Source organism: Dyadobacter flavalbus (assembly GCF_006149045.1).
In the GTDB taxonomy this organism is placed as follows: domain Bacteria; phylum Bacteroidota; class Bacteroidia; order Cytophagales; family Spirosomataceae; genus Dyadobacter; species Dyadobacter flavalbus.
Genome location: NZ_VBSN01000006.1, coordinates 121,031 through 137,799, shown reverse-complemented (window position 1 = coordinate 137,799; position 16,769 = coordinate 121,031). Strand labels below are relative to the sequence as shown.

Annotated in this window: 13 protein-coding genes and 4 tRNA genes; all 17 read right to left on the bottom strand. The window is 42.7% G+C overall.

Annotated elements, in window-relative coordinates; genetic code table 11:
• A complete protein-coding gene (locus FEM33_RS00680; RefSeq protein ID WP_139010195.1) occupies nucleotides 1-462 on the bottom strand; it encodes a (2Fe-2S)-binding protein in 462 nt (153 codons plus the stop codon).
• Nucleotides 463-729: 267 nt separating this feature from the next.
• Nucleotides 730-1,059 (bottom strand): DUF3467 domain-containing protein, encoded by a 330-nt coding sequence (locus FEM33_RS00675; protein ID WP_139010194.1) that lies wholly within the window; start codon nucleotides 1,057-1,059, stop codon nucleotides 730-732.
• A gap of 136 nt (nucleotides 1,060-1,195) precedes the next feature.
• Nucleotides 1,196-5,518 (bottom strand): DNA-directed RNA polymerase subunit beta', encoded by a 4,323-nt coding sequence (gene rpoC, locus FEM33_RS00670; protein ID WP_139010193.1) that lies wholly within the window; start codon nucleotides 5,516-5,518, stop codon nucleotides 1,196-1,198.
• 95 nt (nucleotides 5,519-5,613) lie between these two features.
• Nucleotides 5,614-9,477: a DNA-directed RNA polymerase subunit beta gene (rpoB, locus tag FEM33_RS00665; protein WP_138283193.1), complete on the bottom strand. Its 3,864-nt coding sequence runs from the start codon at nucleotides 9,475-9,477 to the stop codon at nucleotides 5,614-5,616.
• Between the two features lie 325 nt (nucleotides 9,478-9,802).
• The gene (rplL, locus tag FEM33_RS00660; RefSeq protein WP_138283194.1) at nucleotides 9,803-10,189 is read right to left on the bottom strand and encodes a 50S ribosomal protein L7/L12; all 387 of its coding nucleotides are present in this window, start codon (nucleotides 10,187-10,189) and stop codon (nucleotides 9,803-9,805) included.
• 87 nt (nucleotides 10,190-10,276) lie between these two features.
• A complete protein-coding gene (gene rplJ, locus FEM33_RS00655) occupies nucleotides 10,277-10,807 on the bottom strand; it encodes a 50S ribosomal protein L10 (RefSeq protein WP_139010192.1) in 531 nt (176 codons plus the stop codon).
• Nucleotide 10,808: 1 nt separating this feature from the next.
• Nucleotides 10,809-11,507, bottom strand: coding sequence for a 50S ribosomal protein L1 (gene rplA, locus FEM33_RS00650; protein ID WP_139010191.1), 699 nt, complete (start codon nucleotides 11,505-11,507; stop codon nucleotides 10,809-10,811).
• A gap of 37 nt (nucleotides 11,508-11,544) precedes the next feature.
• Complete coding sequence (rplK, locus tag FEM33_RS00645; RefSeq protein WP_026631777.1) at nucleotides 11,545-11,994, bottom strand: 50S ribosomal protein L11; 450 nt, start codon at nucleotides 11,992-11,994, stop codon at nucleotides 11,545-11,547.
• A gap of 77 nt (nucleotides 11,995-12,071) precedes the next feature.
• On the bottom strand, nucleotides 12,072-12,626 hold the full coding sequence (gene nusG, locus FEM33_RS00640) for a transcription termination/antitermination protein NusG (RefSeq protein ID WP_139010190.1): 555 nt from the start codon (nucleotides 12,624-12,626) through the stop codon (nucleotides 12,072-12,074).
• Between the two features lie 33 nt (nucleotides 12,627-12,659).
• Nucleotides 12,660-12,851, bottom strand: a complete 192-nt coding sequence (gene secE / locus FEM33_RS00635) for a preprotein translocase subunit SecE (RefSeq protein WP_031528323.1) — start codon at nucleotides 12,849-12,851, stop codon at nucleotides 12,660-12,662.
• A 17-nt stretch (nucleotides 12,852-12,868) separates the two neighbouring features.
• Nucleotides 12,869-12,939: transfer RNA gene (locus FEM33_RS00630), tRNA-Trp, on the bottom strand.
• Nucleotides 12,940-13,040: 101 nt separating this feature from the next.
• Complete coding sequence (tuf, locus tag FEM33_RS00625; RefSeq protein WP_139010189.1) at nucleotides 13,041-14,228, bottom strand: elongation factor Tu; 1,188 nt, start codon at nucleotides 14,226-14,228, stop codon at nucleotides 13,041-13,043.
• Between the two features lie 196 nt (nucleotides 14,229-14,424).
• Nucleotides 14,425-14,496: transfer RNA gene (locus FEM33_RS00620), tRNA-Thr, on the bottom strand.
• Nucleotides 14,497-14,581: 85 nt separating this feature from the next.
• Nucleotides 14,582-14,654, bottom strand: a tRNA-Gly gene (locus tag FEM33_RS00615).
• Nucleotides 14,655-14,710: 56 nt separating this feature from the next.
• Nucleotides 14,711-14,793, bottom strand: a tRNA-Tyr gene (locus FEM33_RS00610).
• A gap of 165 nt (nucleotides 14,794-14,958) precedes the next feature.
• On the bottom strand, nucleotides 14,959-16,062 hold the full coding sequence (locus FEM33_RS00605) for an outer membrane beta-barrel protein (protein ID WP_139010188.1): 1,104 nt from the start codon (nucleotides 16,060-16,062) through the stop codon (nucleotides 14,959-14,961).
• A 12-nt stretch (nucleotides 16,063-16,074) separates the two neighbouring features.
• The gene (locus tag FEM33_RS00600) at nucleotides 16,075-16,710 is read right to left on the bottom strand and encodes a hypothetical protein (protein ID WP_139010187.1); all 636 of its coding nucleotides are present in this window, start codon (nucleotides 16,708-16,710) and stop codon (nucleotides 16,075-16,077) included.
• Between the last annotated feature and the right edge of the window lie 59 nt (nucleotides 16,711-16,769).

Below are 16,769 nucleotides of genomic sequence, written 5' to 3'. Positions count from 1 at the left end.
TCAGTTGGTTTTAGATGCTGCTACTTTTACTGCTTCACGTATGCGGTGATATGTTCCGCAACGGCAAATGTTCCCGCTCATGGTCGAAACGATTTGTTCGTCCGATGGCTTTGGATTTTCTTTCAGCAATGCAGCTGCGGTCATGATTTGTCCGGCTTGGCAGTAGCCGCACTGTGCCACGTCTACTTCGTCCCAGGCTTTCTGAACCGGATGATCTCCTTTTTCCGATAAACCTTCGATTGTCGTTACTTTCGCTTTTCCTACGGCCGATACCGGAAGAACGCAGGAACGTACCGCCTTGCCATCCAGATGCACGGTACACGCGCCGCATTGCGCAATTCCGCAGCCGTATTTGGTACCGACCAGTCCCAGATTGTCGCGCAGGACCCACAAAAGCGGAGTATCCTGCTCCACATCTGCATCATATGCACGATTGTTGATTGTAAGTTTAAATGACGCCATAATGAAATATTAAAGTTACATACGTGCTTTATAACGGTATAAAGCAGACTAAATAATTAGTAATGTAAGATTTACAAGAGGTTTATACCGAAAGGAAACGGCGTAATGGTTATTTCTGAAATTACAAAAATCTTCTTGTCTGCCCCTGGCGATTGGTGTTATTCTGGATTACTGCAAAAGCCGGATTATAATACCTGAAGAAGCCGGTATTCAAGTAAAAATAATGAAGTAACGTAAAAAATATTTTATCTTTTGTCATATAAATCACTAAGCCTCGCCTCCGGGGCCGCCAAAGCTTATCGGGAAATTGAATGTAGGCTCATTGTCCTGAGAACTCGGGATGGTTCCATACTGATCTTCATACTTTTGAATGTTATCGGTCAAAGCTGCAATCAGACGTTTGGCATGTTCGGGCGTAATGATAATGCGGGCTTTTACCTTGGCACGCGCAACGCCTGGCATAAGCCGGATAAAGTCCAGAATGAATTCACTGTTGGAGTGAGCGATCATGGCAAGATTGGAATACACACCTTCCGCCATTTCTTCGGACAACTCCACATTTATCTGTTGCTCGCTTTCTTTATTATTATCTTCCATTTGTAAGTTTTTCTGATTCAGGGTTTTTAACATTAACTGGGTTTGCAGCCGGAAATTACTAAAAATAAACAGTATCAAAAAGCAAAGAGCCGGTTCCGCATAAGCAGAACCGGCTCTTTTTTATGAAAGATGATGTTTATACCAACTCTTTCTTCTTGCGTGATTGCTTTTCACGCGAATCAGTCAATGCATCAAACTCTTCTTTCGATCCAACGATCAGGTTTTCGTACTGACGCATACCTGTTCCGGCCGGGATCAAGTGACCTACGATCACGTTTTCTTTCAAGCCTTTCAGTTCGTCGCGCTTTCCTCTTACTGCTGCTTCGCTCAATACTTTGGTTGTTTCCTGGAACGAGGCTGCAGAAACGAAACTTTCGGTACCCAAAGAAGCTTGCGTGATACCCATCAAAGTAGGTTTTGCCACAGCTGCCTGTGCGTCACGTGCAACAACCAGTTTCAGGTCACGGCGTTTCAAGCTTGAATTTTCATCACGCAAACGACGTACAGAAATGATCATACCCGGTTTCAGCGTTTCAGAGCTTCCTGCATCTTCAACCACTTTCATATCCAGGATCTTATCGTTTTCTTCACGGAATACGACACGGTCAACCGGCTGCATTTCCAGGAAGTTGGTATCACCTGCATCCAGAATCTCTACTTTCTGCATCATCTGGCGTACGATACACTCGATATGCTTATCGTTGATCTTTACACCCTGAAGACGGTATACTTCCTGAATTTCGTTTACAAGATATTCCTGAACCGCTGTTGGTCCTTTGATAGAAAGAATATCAGCCGGTGTAATGGCACCATCAGATAACGGATCACCTGCTCTTACAAAGTCACCATCCTGCACAAGAATGTGCTTGGAAAGTGCAACCATGTAACGACGTTGTGTTCCGTCTCTTGATTCGATATGGATTTCACGATTACCGCGTTTCACACCTCCGTAAGAAACCACACCGTCGATTTCAGAAACCGTTGCAGGGTTAGACGGGTTACGCGCTTCAAAAAGTTCGGTTACACGTGGCAGACCTCCAGTAATGTCACGGGTTTTACCAACAACACGAGGGATTTTTGCCAGAGGCTGACCAGCTTTGATGTTCGTTCCGGCTTTAACAACCAGACGTGCTCCAACCGGAAGGTTATAACCTTTTTCAGTCTGATCTTTCAGCAACGTTGACTTACCTTTTACCACGATAGCCGGGTTTTTGGTTTTATCACGTGTTTCAATGATCACTGATTCCTGGAAGCCGGTCTGCTCATCAAATTCTTCACGGTATGTAATGCCTTCTTCAATGGCATCGAAGGAAACGGCTCCGGTGAATTCGGAAAGGATTACTGCGTGGTATGGGTCCCAAGTACAAAGTTCCTGTCCTTTGAACACGGTATCACCTTCTTTTACCAACAAAGTAGCACCGTAAGGCACGTTGTTGGAAATAAGCAGCTGTTTTGTCTCAGGGTGAATGATTTTCACTTCACCGGAACGTCCCATTACTACTGTAATGTCATCTCCTTCTGAGTTCACAGACTGCACAAGACGTAGGTCTTCAAATTCAATTACACCGTCGAACTTCGCCTTGATATTTGCTTCAACAGAAATGTTGGAAGCCGTACCACCGACGTGGAATGTACGGAGTGTCAGCTGCGTTCCCGGCTCACCGATCGACTGTGATGCAATTACACCAACAGCTTCACCAATGTTCACCATGTGTGCAGAAGCCAATGAACGTCCGTAACATTTCGCACAAACACCATTACGTGTTTCGCAAGTCAGTACCGAACGGATTTCAACCGTTTCAATGCTTGTCTCGTCAATCTGTGCTGCGATTTCTTCTGTTATTTCCTGACCAGCAGTAAGGATAATTTCATTGGAAAGCGGATCAAACACGTCATGAACGCTTACACGGCCAAGAATACGCTCAGAAAGCGGCTCAACAATGTCTTCGTTGTCTTTCAAAGCAGAAATTGCAATTCCGCGAAGTGATCCGCAGTCTTCTTCCACAACGACAACATCCTGTGCAACGTCATGCAAACGACGGGTCAGGTAACCTGCATCCGCTGTTTTCAAAGCCGTATCGGCAAGACCTTTACGTGCACCGTGTGTCGAGATAAAGTATTCAAGAACGTCAAGACCTTCTTTAAAGTTTGAAAGAATCGGGTTCTCGATGATTTCACCTGCGCCACCGGCAATATTTTTTTGAGGCTTGGCCATAAGACCTCTCATTCCACCCAGCTGACGGATTTGCTCACGCGAACCACGTGCACCTGAGTGCATCATCATATAAATGGAGTTGAATCCACCCTGATCCGTTTCCAGCTGCTTCATCAATGTTTCTGTGATACGTGAGTTAACACGGGTCCAGATATCGATAACCTGATTGTAACGTTCGTTTTCAGTGATAAGACCCATCAGGTAGTTACTCCAGACGTTCTCTACGTCACCTTTGGCTTGCTCGATGAGTTTCTCTTTTTCATCCGGAACCATTACGTCGTTCAATCCCATTGACAAACCGCCTTTGAAGGCCATCTGGAAACCAAGTTCTTTAATTTCATCAAGGAATTGAGCGGTACGGGCAACGCCGGCCATTTTGAACACCAGACCAATAATCTGCTGAAGCTTTTTCTTGGTCAACAATTCATTGATATATCCTACTTCTTCAGGAACAGCCTGATTGAAAAGAATACGTCCGGCTACGGTATCAACCAGTTTTGTCTCAAATGTTCCGTCATCGTTACGTACACGCAGACGGCATTTGATATTGGCATGTTTAGAAAGTTTGCCTTCGTTGATTGCAATAACAACTTCGTCCGGGCCATAGAAAATCTTGCCTTCTCCCATAATAGGATATTCAGGCGTACTTACACGGCCTTTTGTAACATAATACAGACCCAAAACCATGTCCTGTGACGGAACCGTAATCGGCGCACCATTGGCAGGGTTAAGAATGTTATGTGACGAAAGCATCAGCATGGAAGCTTCCAGTACGGCTTCCTGGCCAAGCGGCACGTGAACAGCCATCTGGTCACCGTCAAAGTCAGCGTTGAATGCAGTACAAACCAACGGGTGCAACTGGATCGCTTTTCCTTCGATCAGCTTGGGCTGGAATGCCTGGATACCCAAACGGTGCAATGTCGGGGCACGGTTCAGCAGAACAGGATGTCCTTTCAATACGTTTTCCAGGATATCCCAGATCACAGGATCTTTACGATCTACAATCTTCTTGGCTGATTTTACAGTTTTAACGATTCCGCGTTCGATCAGCTTGCGGATAATAAACGGCTTGAATAACTCAGCAGCCATATCTTTCGGCAAACCGCACTCATGCAATTTCAATTCGGGTCCGACAACGATTACCGAACGACCTGAATAATCGACACGCTTACCAAGCAAGTTTTGACGGAAACGTCCCTGCTTACCTTTCAGCATGTCAGAAAGTGATTTCAATGCACGGTTACCTTCGGAACGTACGGCATTTACTTTACGGCTGTTATCGAAAAGCGAGTCAACTGCTTCCTGCAACATCCGTTTTTCATTACGCAAAATTACCTCAGGTGCTTTGATCTCGATCAGACGTTTCAAACGGTTATTCCGGATGATCACGCGGCGATAAAGGTCATTCAAATCGGAAGTCGCAAAACGACCGCCGTCCAGAGGTACAAGCGGACGAAGTTCTGGTGGAATCACCGGAACCATTTTGATCACCATCCACTCCGGACGGTTTTCAATACGCGTATTGGCATCACGGAATGCTTCAACAACTTTCAGACGCTTTAATGCTTCTGCCTTACGTTGCTGTGAAGTATCCGTTGCAGCCTGGTGACGGAGTTCGTATGAAAGCTCATCCAGTTTGATCCGGTTCAAAAGCATTTCAAGTGCATCCGCGCCCATTTTCGCGATAAATTTATTTGGATCCGTATCCGGAAGCAACTGGTTTTCGCGAGGCAATTTGTCAACGATATCCAGGTATTCGTCTTCGGTCAGAAAGTCAAGATAGCTAACTCCGTCCTCTTCTTTAATACCCGGCTGTACTACTGCATATCGCTCGTAGTAAATAATCTGATCCAGCCTTTTGGTAGACAATCCAAGCAGATAACCTATTTTGTTAGGCAAGCTGCGGAAATACCAGATGTGAGCAACAGGAACGACAAGCTCAATATGGCCCATACGCTCACGACGTACTTTTTTCTCCGTAACTTCTACGCCGCAACGGTCGCAGATAATTCCTTTGTAACGAATACGTTTGTATTTTCCACAATGACATTCCCAGTCCTTTACAGGTCCGAAAATACGTTCGCAGAATAACCCGCCCATTTCCGGCTTGTAAGTCCGGTAATTGATGGTTTCAGGCTGTGTTACTTCACCGAAAGAACTCTCAAGAATTGATTCAGGTGAAGCCAGACTGATTGTCATTCTGGAAAAATCACTATTAAGTTTTTTGTTCTTTTTGAAAGACATAATTAAAAAGTCGTTTGTCTATAAGTCGAAACTCAATCTTTATTGCATTTCTAAGGAGAACTGTACTTTCGTACAATTCTCCTTACGACTATAAATTAGTCCAGCGTAATCTCCAAAGCCAATCCACGAAGTTCGTGAACAAGTACGTTGAAGGACTCCGGAATATTTGGTTTCGGAAGGTTTTCACCTTTTACGATTGCTTCGTAGGCTTTGGCACGGCCCACTACGTCATCGGATTTAACGGTAAGGATTTCCTGAAGAATATGCGATGCACCGAATGCTTCAAGTGCCCATACTTCCATTTCTCCGAAACGCTGGCCTCCGAATTGTGCTTTACCACCCAAAGGCTGCTGTGTAATAAGCGAGTACGGTCCGATAGAACGGGCGTGCATTTTATCATCAACAAGGTGACCAAGTTTCATCATGTACATCAGACCAACTGTAACCGGCTGATCAAATTGCTCACCACTTAATCCATTGTAAAGATAAGTACGTCCCCAGTCAGGCAATCCTGCTTCTTTCAGCTCAGCTGCCACTTCGGCTTCGGTAGCACCGTCAAAAATTGGCGTTGCATACCTGCGGCCCAGTTTTAAACCTGCCCAAGCAAGAATTGTTTCATAGATCTGGCCGATGTTCATACGTGAAGGTACACCAAGCGGGTTCAACACGATATCAACAGGCGTTCCGTCTTCCAGGAAAGGCATGTCTTCATCACGAACAATACGGGCAACAACCCCTTTGTTACCATGACGACCTGCCATTTTATCCCCAACTTTCAATTTACGTTTCTTGGCAATATATACTTTTGCCAGTTTCACGATTCCGGCAGGAAGTTCGTCTCCAACTTCAAGCGCAAAACGATCACGTTTGAAACGGCCCATCAATTCACTGCGCGCATTCAAATAGTTCTTCAGAACCAATGAAACCTGTCTGTTTGTTTCTGCATCTTCAGTCCAAGAATCAGTCAGAACATCACCAATCAAATTAACTTCTTCTGCAACTGCATACTGGCTTTCGTCACGGTAAGGGTTGTTTGCCGGGAACAAGTTTTCCGAGATATTTCTCACGTTAAACTTCATTCCTTTTGAAATCAGCTCATCACCAAATTTATGCTTAACGCCTTGTGTCGTTTTGCCGTCAACAAGTTCCACAAGCTTTTCGATAATACGTCCGCGAAGCTGAGTCAGGTCACGGCTGTATTTTTTCATAAGCAGGCGAAGCTCGTCTTTATGTTTTGCACGTTCCTCTTTTGTTGGACGTGAGAACAATTTTGTATCGATAACAACCCCTTTCATGGATGGCGGTGCTTTTTTGGAAGCATCTTTCACATCACCGGCTTTGTCACCAAAGATCGCACGAAGCAGTTTTTCTTCAGGAGTCGGATCGGATTCCCCCTTCGGAGTAATCTTGCCTATCAAAATATCTCCTTCTTTTACTTCTGTACCAACCTGAACGATACCATTTTCATCGAGATTTTTAACCGTTTCCTCGCTTACGTTTGGAATTTCAGCAGTAAGTTCCTCTTCTCCACGCTTGGTATCACGGACTTCCAGTTCAAATTCTTCAATGTGAATGGAAGTGAAAATATCTTCACGAACTACTTTTTCAGAAATTACAATCGCATCCTCAAAGTTATATCCCTGCCATGGCATGAATGCAACCAAAAGATTGCGGCCCAGTGCAAGTTCGCCGCCTTCGGTACCGTAGCCCTGGCAAAGCGCTTCTCCTTTCTTCACTTTCTGGCCTTTTAAAACCATCGGCTGAAGATTAAGGCAAGTATCCTGGTTAGTACGACGGAATTTTACAAGATCGTAAGAAACGCTGTCTTCAATAAAGCTTACGAGACGTTCTTCATCTGTTCTGTCGTATTTAACGACAATTTTCTTGGCATCTACAAACTCAATAACGCCATCGCCTTCGGCAACAACCAGCGCTCTTGAATCCATAGCAACACGTTTTTCAAGACCGGTTCCAACAATCGGCGCTTGTGGACGCAACAATGGAACACCTTGGCGCTGCATGTTTGATCCCATCAATGCACGGTTAGCATCATCGTGCTCAAGGAACGGAATCAGGGAAGCCGCAACAGATACGATCTGGTTGGCAGCAACGTCCATATAAGACGCCTGAGAAGGATCCACCATCGGGAAGTCACCTTCAAAACGGGTCTTGATTTTTTCTACGGTAAAGTTTCCTTTATCATCCACAGAGGCATTAGCCTGTGCAATGTATTTGGAATCTTCTTCTTCCGCAGTCATATATATAAGCTCATCGGTCAGCTTACCAGCACCGTCGATTACACGGTATGGTGTTTCGATAAAGCCCATTCCATTCACTTTTGCAAATACACAAAGCGAAGAAATCAGACCGATGTTAGGGCCTTCCGGCGTTTCAATCGTACAAAGACGGCCATAGTGCGTGTAGTGAACGTCACGAACCTCAAAACCTGCTCTTTCACGGGAAAGACCGCCAGGCCCCAGTGCGGACATTCTGCGCTTATGGGTAATTTCAGCCAATGGATTGGTTTGATCCATAAACTGAGACAACTGGTTTGTACCAAAGAATGAGTTGATAACAGAAGACAACGTACGCGCATTGATCAAATCAACAGGCTTGAAATCTTCGTTATCACGTACGTTCATACGCTCTTTAATGGTACGTGCCATACGTGCAAGACCAACACCGAACTGAGCATAAAGCTGCTCGCCTACGGTACGGACACGACGGTTTGACAAGTGATCAATATCATCAACAACCGCTTTTGCATTGATCAGACCGATCAGATACTTTACTATAGAAACAATATCACCAGTAGTCAGGACACGAACATCAAGGCTGGTATCAGAACCCAGTTTCTTGTTGATTCTGTAACGACCAACGTCACCCAAATCATAACGTTTATCACTGAAGAACAAGCTCTGGATTACATCACGAGCAGTTTGTTCATCCGGTGCTTCGGCATTACGCAGCTGACGATAAATTTGCTCCACCGCTTCTTTATCAGAGTTGGAGCTATCTTTTTGCAACGTATTATAAATAATATTATAATCCGCTACATTCATATCTTCTTTATGCAGAATAACAGACTTCTGTCCGGATTCCACAATCACTTCAATATCTTCCGGAGAAATGGTTGAATCACGTTCCAGCAATACTTCATTACGCTGAATCGAAACAACTTCACCGGTATCTTCATCCACAAAGTCTTCAGTCCATGTGCGAAGTACCCTTGCTGCCAAACGACGACCAACTGCCTTTTTAAGGTTTGCAGGTGTCGCACTGATTTCCTCAGATAATCCGAATAGATCCAGAATGTCTTTATCTGAACCGAAACCTATGGCTCTCAGAAGTGTAGTTACCGGAAATTTCTTCTTACGATCGATGTAAGCGTACATGACGTTGTTAACGTCCGTAGAAAATTCAATCCATGAACCTTTGAACGGAATAATCCGCGCTGAATATAGTTTGGATCCGTTAGTGTGTTTGCTCATAGAGAAAAACACACCCGGTGAACGATGAAGCTGTGAAACAATAACACGTTCAGCACCATTGATCACAAATGAGCCTCTCTCGGTCATATAAGGAATATTTCCTAGGAAAACTTCCTGTTCAATGGTCTCGAATTCTTCATGATCGGCATCATTACAGATCAGCCGCAATTTTGCTTTAAGCGGAACTGCATATGTCAGACCGCGGTCAATGGATTCATCAACGGAATACTTCGGTGGCTCAAGAAGATAATCAATGAATTCCAGCACGAAATTGTCGCGTGAATCGGCAATTGGAAAGTTTTCTGCAAAAACTTTGTACAATCCTTCACCGGACCGATCTTCAACAGATGTATCCAAACTGAAAAAATCCCGGAATGATTGTACCTGAATTCCCAACAGATCCGGATAATCAATAATCTGATTAATCCTCGAAAAGTTTTTTCTAGGTGTTGCTTTAATTGTAGCCAAGGCTATGTTTGATTTGGGTTAGTAGACAAACTAATGCGTTGAAGTAACCTTTACAGCACGCAATGGTATTAATTAGTTTTAAACCTAATCTAATGCCTCGTAGAAGAATAAATAACTGTCCCTGTTCTGTCTTTTCTACGAATAAAGAAGTGTTTCGGACAAATTACCCAATAAGGAGAAAATACAACCTTACTAAATTAGAAAGGCTGTTTTATATAAACGCAAAAAAAACGTTTTTGGTTTAGTATACATATAAAATAGGAAAAAGACCTGATGAAAATCAGGCCTGATTCCTTAAAAGTTATAGGTTGATGTTGTAAGCAAATTATTTCACTTCAACTTCTGCACCTGCTTCTTCAAGTTGTTTTTTCAAAGCTTCAGCTTCGTCTTTCGCAACTCCTTCTTTTACAGGTTTTGGAGCACCATCAACTAATTCTTTCGCTTCTTTCAGTCCAAGTCCGGTAAGGTCTTTTACTAATTTAACAACAGCAAGTTTACTTGCACCGGCTGCTTTAAGAATTACATCAAAAGATGTTTTTTCTTCAGCTGCAGGAGCATCTGAACCACCGCCAGCAGCAGGACCTGCTACCATAACTGCACCAGCAGCTGCAGGCTCAATACCGTACTCATCTTTAAGAATTGCAGCCAATTCGTTCACTTCTTTAACCGTAAGGTTAACAAGCTGTTCTGCGAAAGCTTTCAAATCTGCCATTTTTATTTTGATTTTTTGATTATACAATAAGATGTTTTAAAAGCTCTGATTTACATTAACCCGGAGAGCTCAGCCTGGCTTTTTATATTAGTCTTCTTTCTCAGATAAAGTTTTGAGAATACCGGCCAACTTGTTTCCTCCGCTAGAAAGAGCAGAAATAACATTTTTGGCAGGAGATTGCAGCAATCCGATAACCTCTCCGATCATTTCTTGTTTAGATTTCAGAGAGATCAGAATGTCAAGCTGGTTTTCACCAACGAAAACGGATGAATCAACAGAAGCTCCTTTGAACTTAAGTTTGTCGCTACCTGATTTCTTCTTGAATTCTTTGATCAATTGTGCAGGAACTTTACCTGACTCCGGGTGAAACATAACTCCGGAAAATCCTTTCAGAACTTCGTCAAACGAAGAATAATCCGTATCTAATGTTTCAAGTGCTTTCTTAATCAATGTATTCTTAACAACACGATACTCAATTCCGCGTTCAAAGCAAAGGCTTCTTAGTGCATTAACTTCGCCAACAGACATGCCGCTTGCGTTCGTTATATAGAAGTATGGAGTGCTAGCGAATTTTTGACTTAATTCGTCTATAATTACTGCTTTCTCTTCCCGTGTCATATTATAATCCTGGAATCGTGTTTTTATCAATAGTAACACCCGGGCTCATCGTACTAGACAAGTGAATGCTTTTTACATAAGTTCCTTTTGCCGAAGATGGTTTAAGGCGAACCAAGGTATTGATAACTTCCTGAGCGTTTTGTACAAGCTGATCATTTCCAAAGGAAACTTTGCCTACACTTGTATGAATGATTCCTGTTTTATCAACTTTGAAATCAATTTTACCTGCTTTTACTTCTTTAACAGCTTTCGCTACATCCGGAGTTACAGTTCCTGATTTAGGGTTTGGCATAAGTCCGCGAGGACCCAGAACCTTACCCAACCGTCCTACTTTTGCCATTACACTAGGCATAGTAATGATTACGTCGATGTCTGTCCAACCTTGTTCTATCTTTTGGATATACTCGTCAAGACCAACATAATCTGCGCCTGCTTCTTTCGCTTCTGCCTCCTTATCGGGAGTACACAAAACCAATACACGAACTTCTTTTCCGGTTCCGTGCGGCAATGTTACCACGCCGCGTACCATTTGATCAGCTTTACGAGGATCAACGCCCAAACGGACATCGATATCTACAGAGGAATCAAATTTAGTATAGGAAATCGTCTTAAGAACGTCTGCTGCCTGCTCAAGAGAGTAAGCTTGGTTTGCATCGAATTTCGAAAGAGCTTCTTTTTGCTTTTTAGTCAGTTTTCCCATGTTCTTTTTTTCTTTGGCGTATTAATTCAATCTACGCTCAGTTGTTTTCTTCCCACGGGGCTTTGCCTGCTACAGTAATGCCCATACTACGAGCCGTTCCCGCTATCATCTTCATTGCAGAATCAATTGTAAAGCAGTTTAAATCCGGCATTTTAGTCTCAGCAATTGTACGAACCTGATCCCATGATACCGAACCTACTTTCAAACGGTTTGGCTGAGCCGAACCTGTTTTTACTTTTGATGCTTCCAGAAGCAAAATAGCGGCCGGGGGAGTCTTAATGACAAAGTCAAAAGACTTATCCTTGTAGTATGTAATAACTACCGGCAATACCACACCCATTTTATCCTGGGTACGGCCATTGAATTGCTTGCAAAACTCCATGATATTCAAACCCTTAGATCCCAGTGCAGGACCAATCGGAGGTGAAGGATTGGCTTGACCACCCTTTACCTGAAGTTTGACGTATCCACCTATTTCTTTTGCCATTGTTTTGTAAAATTTGTCGGTTCATTGATCTTTTAACGGCTCACATGCAAGTGGAAGCTTACCTGCCCGCTAATTTTTCAACTATCCTTTTCTACTTGTGCGTAACTGAGTTCCACGGGTGTATTACGCCCGAATATTTTTACAACTACATTGAGTTTTTTCTTTTCATCAAATACTTCTTCAACCAGACCGATAAATCCACTGAACGGCCCGTCCACAACCTTTACTGTTTCCCCTTTTATAAATGACATACTTGGAGCTTCTTCATGTTGCTCAGCTTCATCTACTTTACCTAAAATTCTGTTAATTTCAGACTGACGGAGTGGAACCGGAACTTTTGAAGTGCCTTCTGCATTGCCCAAGAAGCCAATTACACCCGGAATGCTGGTTATAATATGAAGTACTTCACCTTTTGATAAATCCGCCGAAATGATTATGTATCCTGGAAAGAAATTTTTTTCCCTAACACGCTTTTTTCCGTTACGCATTTCATATATCTTCTCAGACGGAATCAGAATCTGCGGAACAAATTCATTAAGCTTTTGCCGTGTTATTTCATTTTCAATGTAGGACTTGATTTTTTTCTCTTGTCCAGACACTGCTCTCAATACAAACCAATTTAGACTATTCATATTATTATGGGGTTGCCGCTACAATAAATAGCCTTAGAAAGACTGGTAAAACAGCTTCAGTGCATTTTCAAATACGAAATCCATTACACCTACCACAAAGGCAAAAATAAGAGATCCCACAAGCACCAAAGTTGTATTAGCCTGAAGCTCGTTAAAAGGAGGCCATGTAACATGCTGGGTTATTTCTTCCCAAGACGCTTTCAAAAAAGAAGTAAATTTTTCCATTTTCCTTTTTAAATATGCACGGGTGGAGAGATTCGAACTCCCATCAACGGTTTTGGAGACCGCTATTCTACCCTTGAACTACACCCGTGTTTGACACAACCCTAAGTTTCGGGCTGCAAAGATACAATATATTTACAAAAAACAAGTGCATTTCTAAAGAAATGCACTTGTTTAATATTCTTATTGCAATTAATCTAGAATTTCAGTTACTTGACCAGCACCTACGGTACGTCCACCTTCACGAATCGCAAAACGAAGACCTTTTTCCATAGCAATCTTGTTGATCAATTTCACATCAATTGTGATGTTATCACCTGGCATTACCATTTCAACACCTGCAGGAAGTGAAATTTCGCCAGTTACGTCCGTAGTACGGAAATAAAACTGAGGGCGGTATTTGTTAAAGAATGGAGTATGACGTCCACCTTCTTCTTTTGAAAGAACATAAACCTCACCTTTGAATGCAGCATGTGGCTTAACGGAACCTGGCTTGCAAATTACCATTCCACGACGGATATCTTCTTTGTTGATACCACGAAGCAAAAGACCTACGTTATCACCAGCTTCTCCACGGTCAAGGATTTTGCGGAACATCTCAACACCAGTAACGGTAGATTTAAGACCTTCTGCACCCATACCAAGAATATCAACTGCATCACCAGAGTTAATAACACCTCTTTCAATACGGCCAGTTGCAACAGTACCGCGACCAGTGATCGAGAATACGTCTTCTACAGGCATAAGGAAAGGAAGATCTGTCATACGTGGAGGAATTGGAATGTAGCTGTCAACAGCATCCATCAAATCTTCTATCGTTTTAACCCATTTTTCTTCGCCATTCAGTCCACCCAGAGCAGAACCCTGAATAACTGGAATGTTGTCACCATCGTAATCATAGAAACTCAAAAGCTCGCGAATTTCCATTTCAACAAGTTCAAGAAGTTCAGGATCATCAACCATATCCACTTTATTCATGAATACAACAAGCTGAGGAACACCTACCTGACGAGCCAAAAGGATGTGCTCACGAGTTTGTGGCATTGGACCATCTGTCGCAGCAACTACGATGATAGCACCGTCCATCTGAGCAGCACCAGTTACCATGTTCTTTACATAATCCGCGTGACCTGGACAGTCAACGTGAGCATAGTGACGGTTTGCTGTCGCGTACTCAACGTGGGATGTGTTAATTGTAATACCACGTTCTTTCTCTTCAGGTGCATTATCAATTGATGAGAAATCACGAAGTACTGCTAAACCCTTTTTCGCCAACACAGTTGTGATAGCAGCTGTAAGGGTAGTTTTACCGTGGTCAACGTGCCCGATAGTACCGATATTTACGTGGGGTTTCGAGCGGTCAAACGTCTCTTTTGCCATGACTTAAGTACGCTTAAAATTAAAAGTTATTACGAATTTATTAAACACTAATTATTGATTCTGTTCAGCTTTATTATACCAAGCGCTTCAAATCAACCACCAAATACATAGAACCAAAATCTCCGGGGCATTTAACGGGTTTAAACCGTACCTTTTTTTAATCCGATATTTTCAATCAGAAAAATGCTCCTTTCTGAGCCATTGGGGGGATTTGAACCCCCGACCTCTTCCTTACCAAGGAAGTGCTCTACCCCTGAGCTACAACGGCAAAATTAAACTATAACCAAAAAGCGATTAGCGAAAAAGTTTCAATTGAATGTTTTCGCTAATCGCTTCGATGGTGTTTCTATATGAGCGGAAGACGAGGTTCGAACTCGCGACCTATAGCTTGGAAGGCTATCGCTCTACCAGCTGAGCTACTTCCGCATTTGTTTTGCCTTCTCCTGAACTGGTAATCAACAGGAGCAACTTCATATAGGCAGTGGGGGCGGATGGATTCGAACCACCGTAGGCATACACCAGCAGATTTACAGTCTGCCCCATTTGGCCACTCTGGTACACCCCCAGACAACATTTCAACACAACCGTGAAAACCGCTTGTTTCACTTTTGGAGTCGCAAAATTATACCCTTTTCTTAAATTCTCAAATTCTTTTTGAAAAAAAAATAAATAAAATTAGTGGCTCAAACAAAAAATGCCGTTTGCAGCCATTATAAGCACTATTTTATTTTTAAAATAACCTTACTCCAAAGCTCAGCATTCTGACTGAAGGGCCTTTGCTCTCCTCATAAAGCTTGTTCAGATCATAAGTCACAAATAAATCCGGGAAATTCCTCAAACCAATTTCAGCGCCCAATCCATACCTCAAATCCTCTATATGGAAATTCTGTCGAACATGATCAACATCTTTGCTTCCTTCCTGTCGCAGTTTGGTATAACTTCCCAAACGATAACCTCCATAAACACCTGCACTGATGTAAGAAACAAAAGACCTTGAAAAACTCAGCGTCGGCATAATGGAAAGATTGACGTAAGGAACAGTCAGTTTGCTCTTTTTCATGTTGATTTCATTTCCTTCATCATCGGTGATCAACGGAAAATATACTCGTGAAGCATCTTTTGTAATGGTGTTGTTGCCGTCAAACATCAGGTTGTACCATGAAAAATCTACTCCGAAATCAAGATGTAATCTGGCATTTTTACCACGGATAACGGTTGTACTTGCAATATAACCCAGGCTTACAAAACGTGATCCGAATGGCCGCAGGTCATAATCCGATTTTGTGTAACCCGTCGTTGTTTCATTTGTTCCATAGGTATTCAGGCCTAAGGCAATGTTGAAACCTTTACGCGGACTGGAATTCCAGTTCTTTTTATAGAATCGTTTTCCTTTTCGCTCGTAAGTCGAATCAGTCGATACGGAATTGCCATCATCATGTACTTCCACGCCTTTTGCATTGATCGTTACTTCGGTATCACCGTCTTTAATATGGATGCCCCGCAGTCCAATCCGTACGTAATCTTTATCGTTGTCTGTTTTATCTTTCAGATATTTATTTCCATTAACTTCTTCCCGCAAGTACGTCGTGTCCGATTGTGTGCTATCCAGACGTATTTTCAGGTCACTCAGCAAGGCATTTAGATCATATTTCATGATTTTGTCCAACTCTTTTCTATTTTCTCCGTAAATGATCAGACGTGTTTTATCGCCGAATGTGACAATGATGGAGTCCTTTTCCGTAGAATGCCTGTCCATTTGCCGGTTTGCAGCATAGGCGTTCACGCTTATAAAAAACAGGATTAGAATAAATGTAAAATATCGTTTCGTTTTCATGGCCAATACAGATTACAATTTTGTTTTTTCTTTAAGATGATGGTACTTTTCTGACAATTTTTCTTCTCCGTTGCGCAAGCGGTCGTCTACTTTTGCAACGAGACTTTTAGGATTAAAACCAACTTCTTCCCAGTTCACCTGTTCGCCGGCTCTCGCATTTTTCAGCTGGCGAAATACACGTGAAAACTTTGAAATCTTGGGTTTGTCTTCTTCATTACTCTGGGCTTCAACGGCTATTACGATTGTTCTTGAAGGCTCGTTTTCTTTTGTTTTCGGTTGACTTGCAACAGCTTCAACAGATAGAGGCTGGATTTCTGGTTTTATGTTTACAGTAATTTCTTCGCGAACAATTTCCTGTTCAACAATGGCAGGTTCCGCTTCTTTCAAGGCAAGAATAGTTTCTTTTTCACCTGGATACTCTTGCGGTAAATCAACCTTATGCGGCATTCTCTTTGGCTCTTTTCTGCTTATTCTGATCTCTGTCTTTTTTTCAGAAATAGCCAGTTTATGATCAGAACTGTCTTGTTCAACTTGGCTGACTACCGCATCAGCAGGCATGTTTCTGGCCGTAACTGCCAGCCTGTTTGTATTTTTATCCGGTATCGTTGCATGGCCATTGTATTTCCAGACTGCATATCCTGCAATCAAGGTTATTATTACACTCGCAGCTGCATACCAGGGCCAGATAATCACTTTCCGATCGTTTC

Excerpts from the sequence above, each read along its gene's own strand:
- FEM33_RS00680 (WP_139010195.1), bottom strand. The coding sequence starts at position 462 with ATGGCGTCATTTAAACTTACAATCAACAATCGTGCATATGATGCAGAT.
- FEM33_RS00675 (WP_139010194.1), bottom strand. The coding sequence starts at position 1,059 with ATGGAAGATAATAATAAAGAAAGCGAGCAACAGATAAATGTGGAGTTG.
- rpoC (WP_139010193.1), bottom strand. The coding sequence starts at position 5,518 with ATGTCTTTCAAAAAGAACAAAAAACTTAATAGTGATTTTTCCAGAATG.
- rplL (WP_138283194.1), bottom strand. The coding sequence starts at position 10,189 with ATGGCAGATTTGAAAGCTTTCGCAGAACAGCTTGTTAACCTTACGGTT.
- rplJ (WP_139010192.1), bottom strand. The coding sequence starts at position 10,807 with ATGACACGGGAAGAGAAAGCAGTAATTATAGACGAATTAAGTCAAAAA.
- rplA (WP_139010191.1), bottom strand. The coding sequence starts at position 11,507 with ATGGGAAAACTGACTAAAAAGCAAAAAGAAGCTCTTTCGAAATTCGAT.
- rplK (WP_026631777.1), bottom strand. The coding sequence starts at position 11,994 with ATGGCAAAAGAAATAGGTGGATACGTCAAACTTCAGGTAAAGGGTGGT.
- nusG (WP_139010190.1), bottom strand. The coding sequence starts at position 12,626 with ATGAATAGTCTAAATTGGTTTGTATTGAGAGCAGTGTCTGGACAAGAG.
- secE (WP_031528323.1), bottom strand. The coding sequence starts at position 12,851 with ATGGAAAAATTTACTTCTTTTTTGAAAGCGTCTTGGGAAGAAATAACC.
- tuf (WP_139010189.1), bottom strand. The coding sequence starts at position 14,228 with ATGGCAAAAGAGACGTTTGACCGCTCGAAACCCCACGTAAATATCGGT.
- FEM33_RS00605 (WP_139010188.1), bottom strand. The coding sequence starts at position 16,062 with ATGAAAACGAAACGATATTTTACATTTATTCTAATCCTGTTTTTTATA.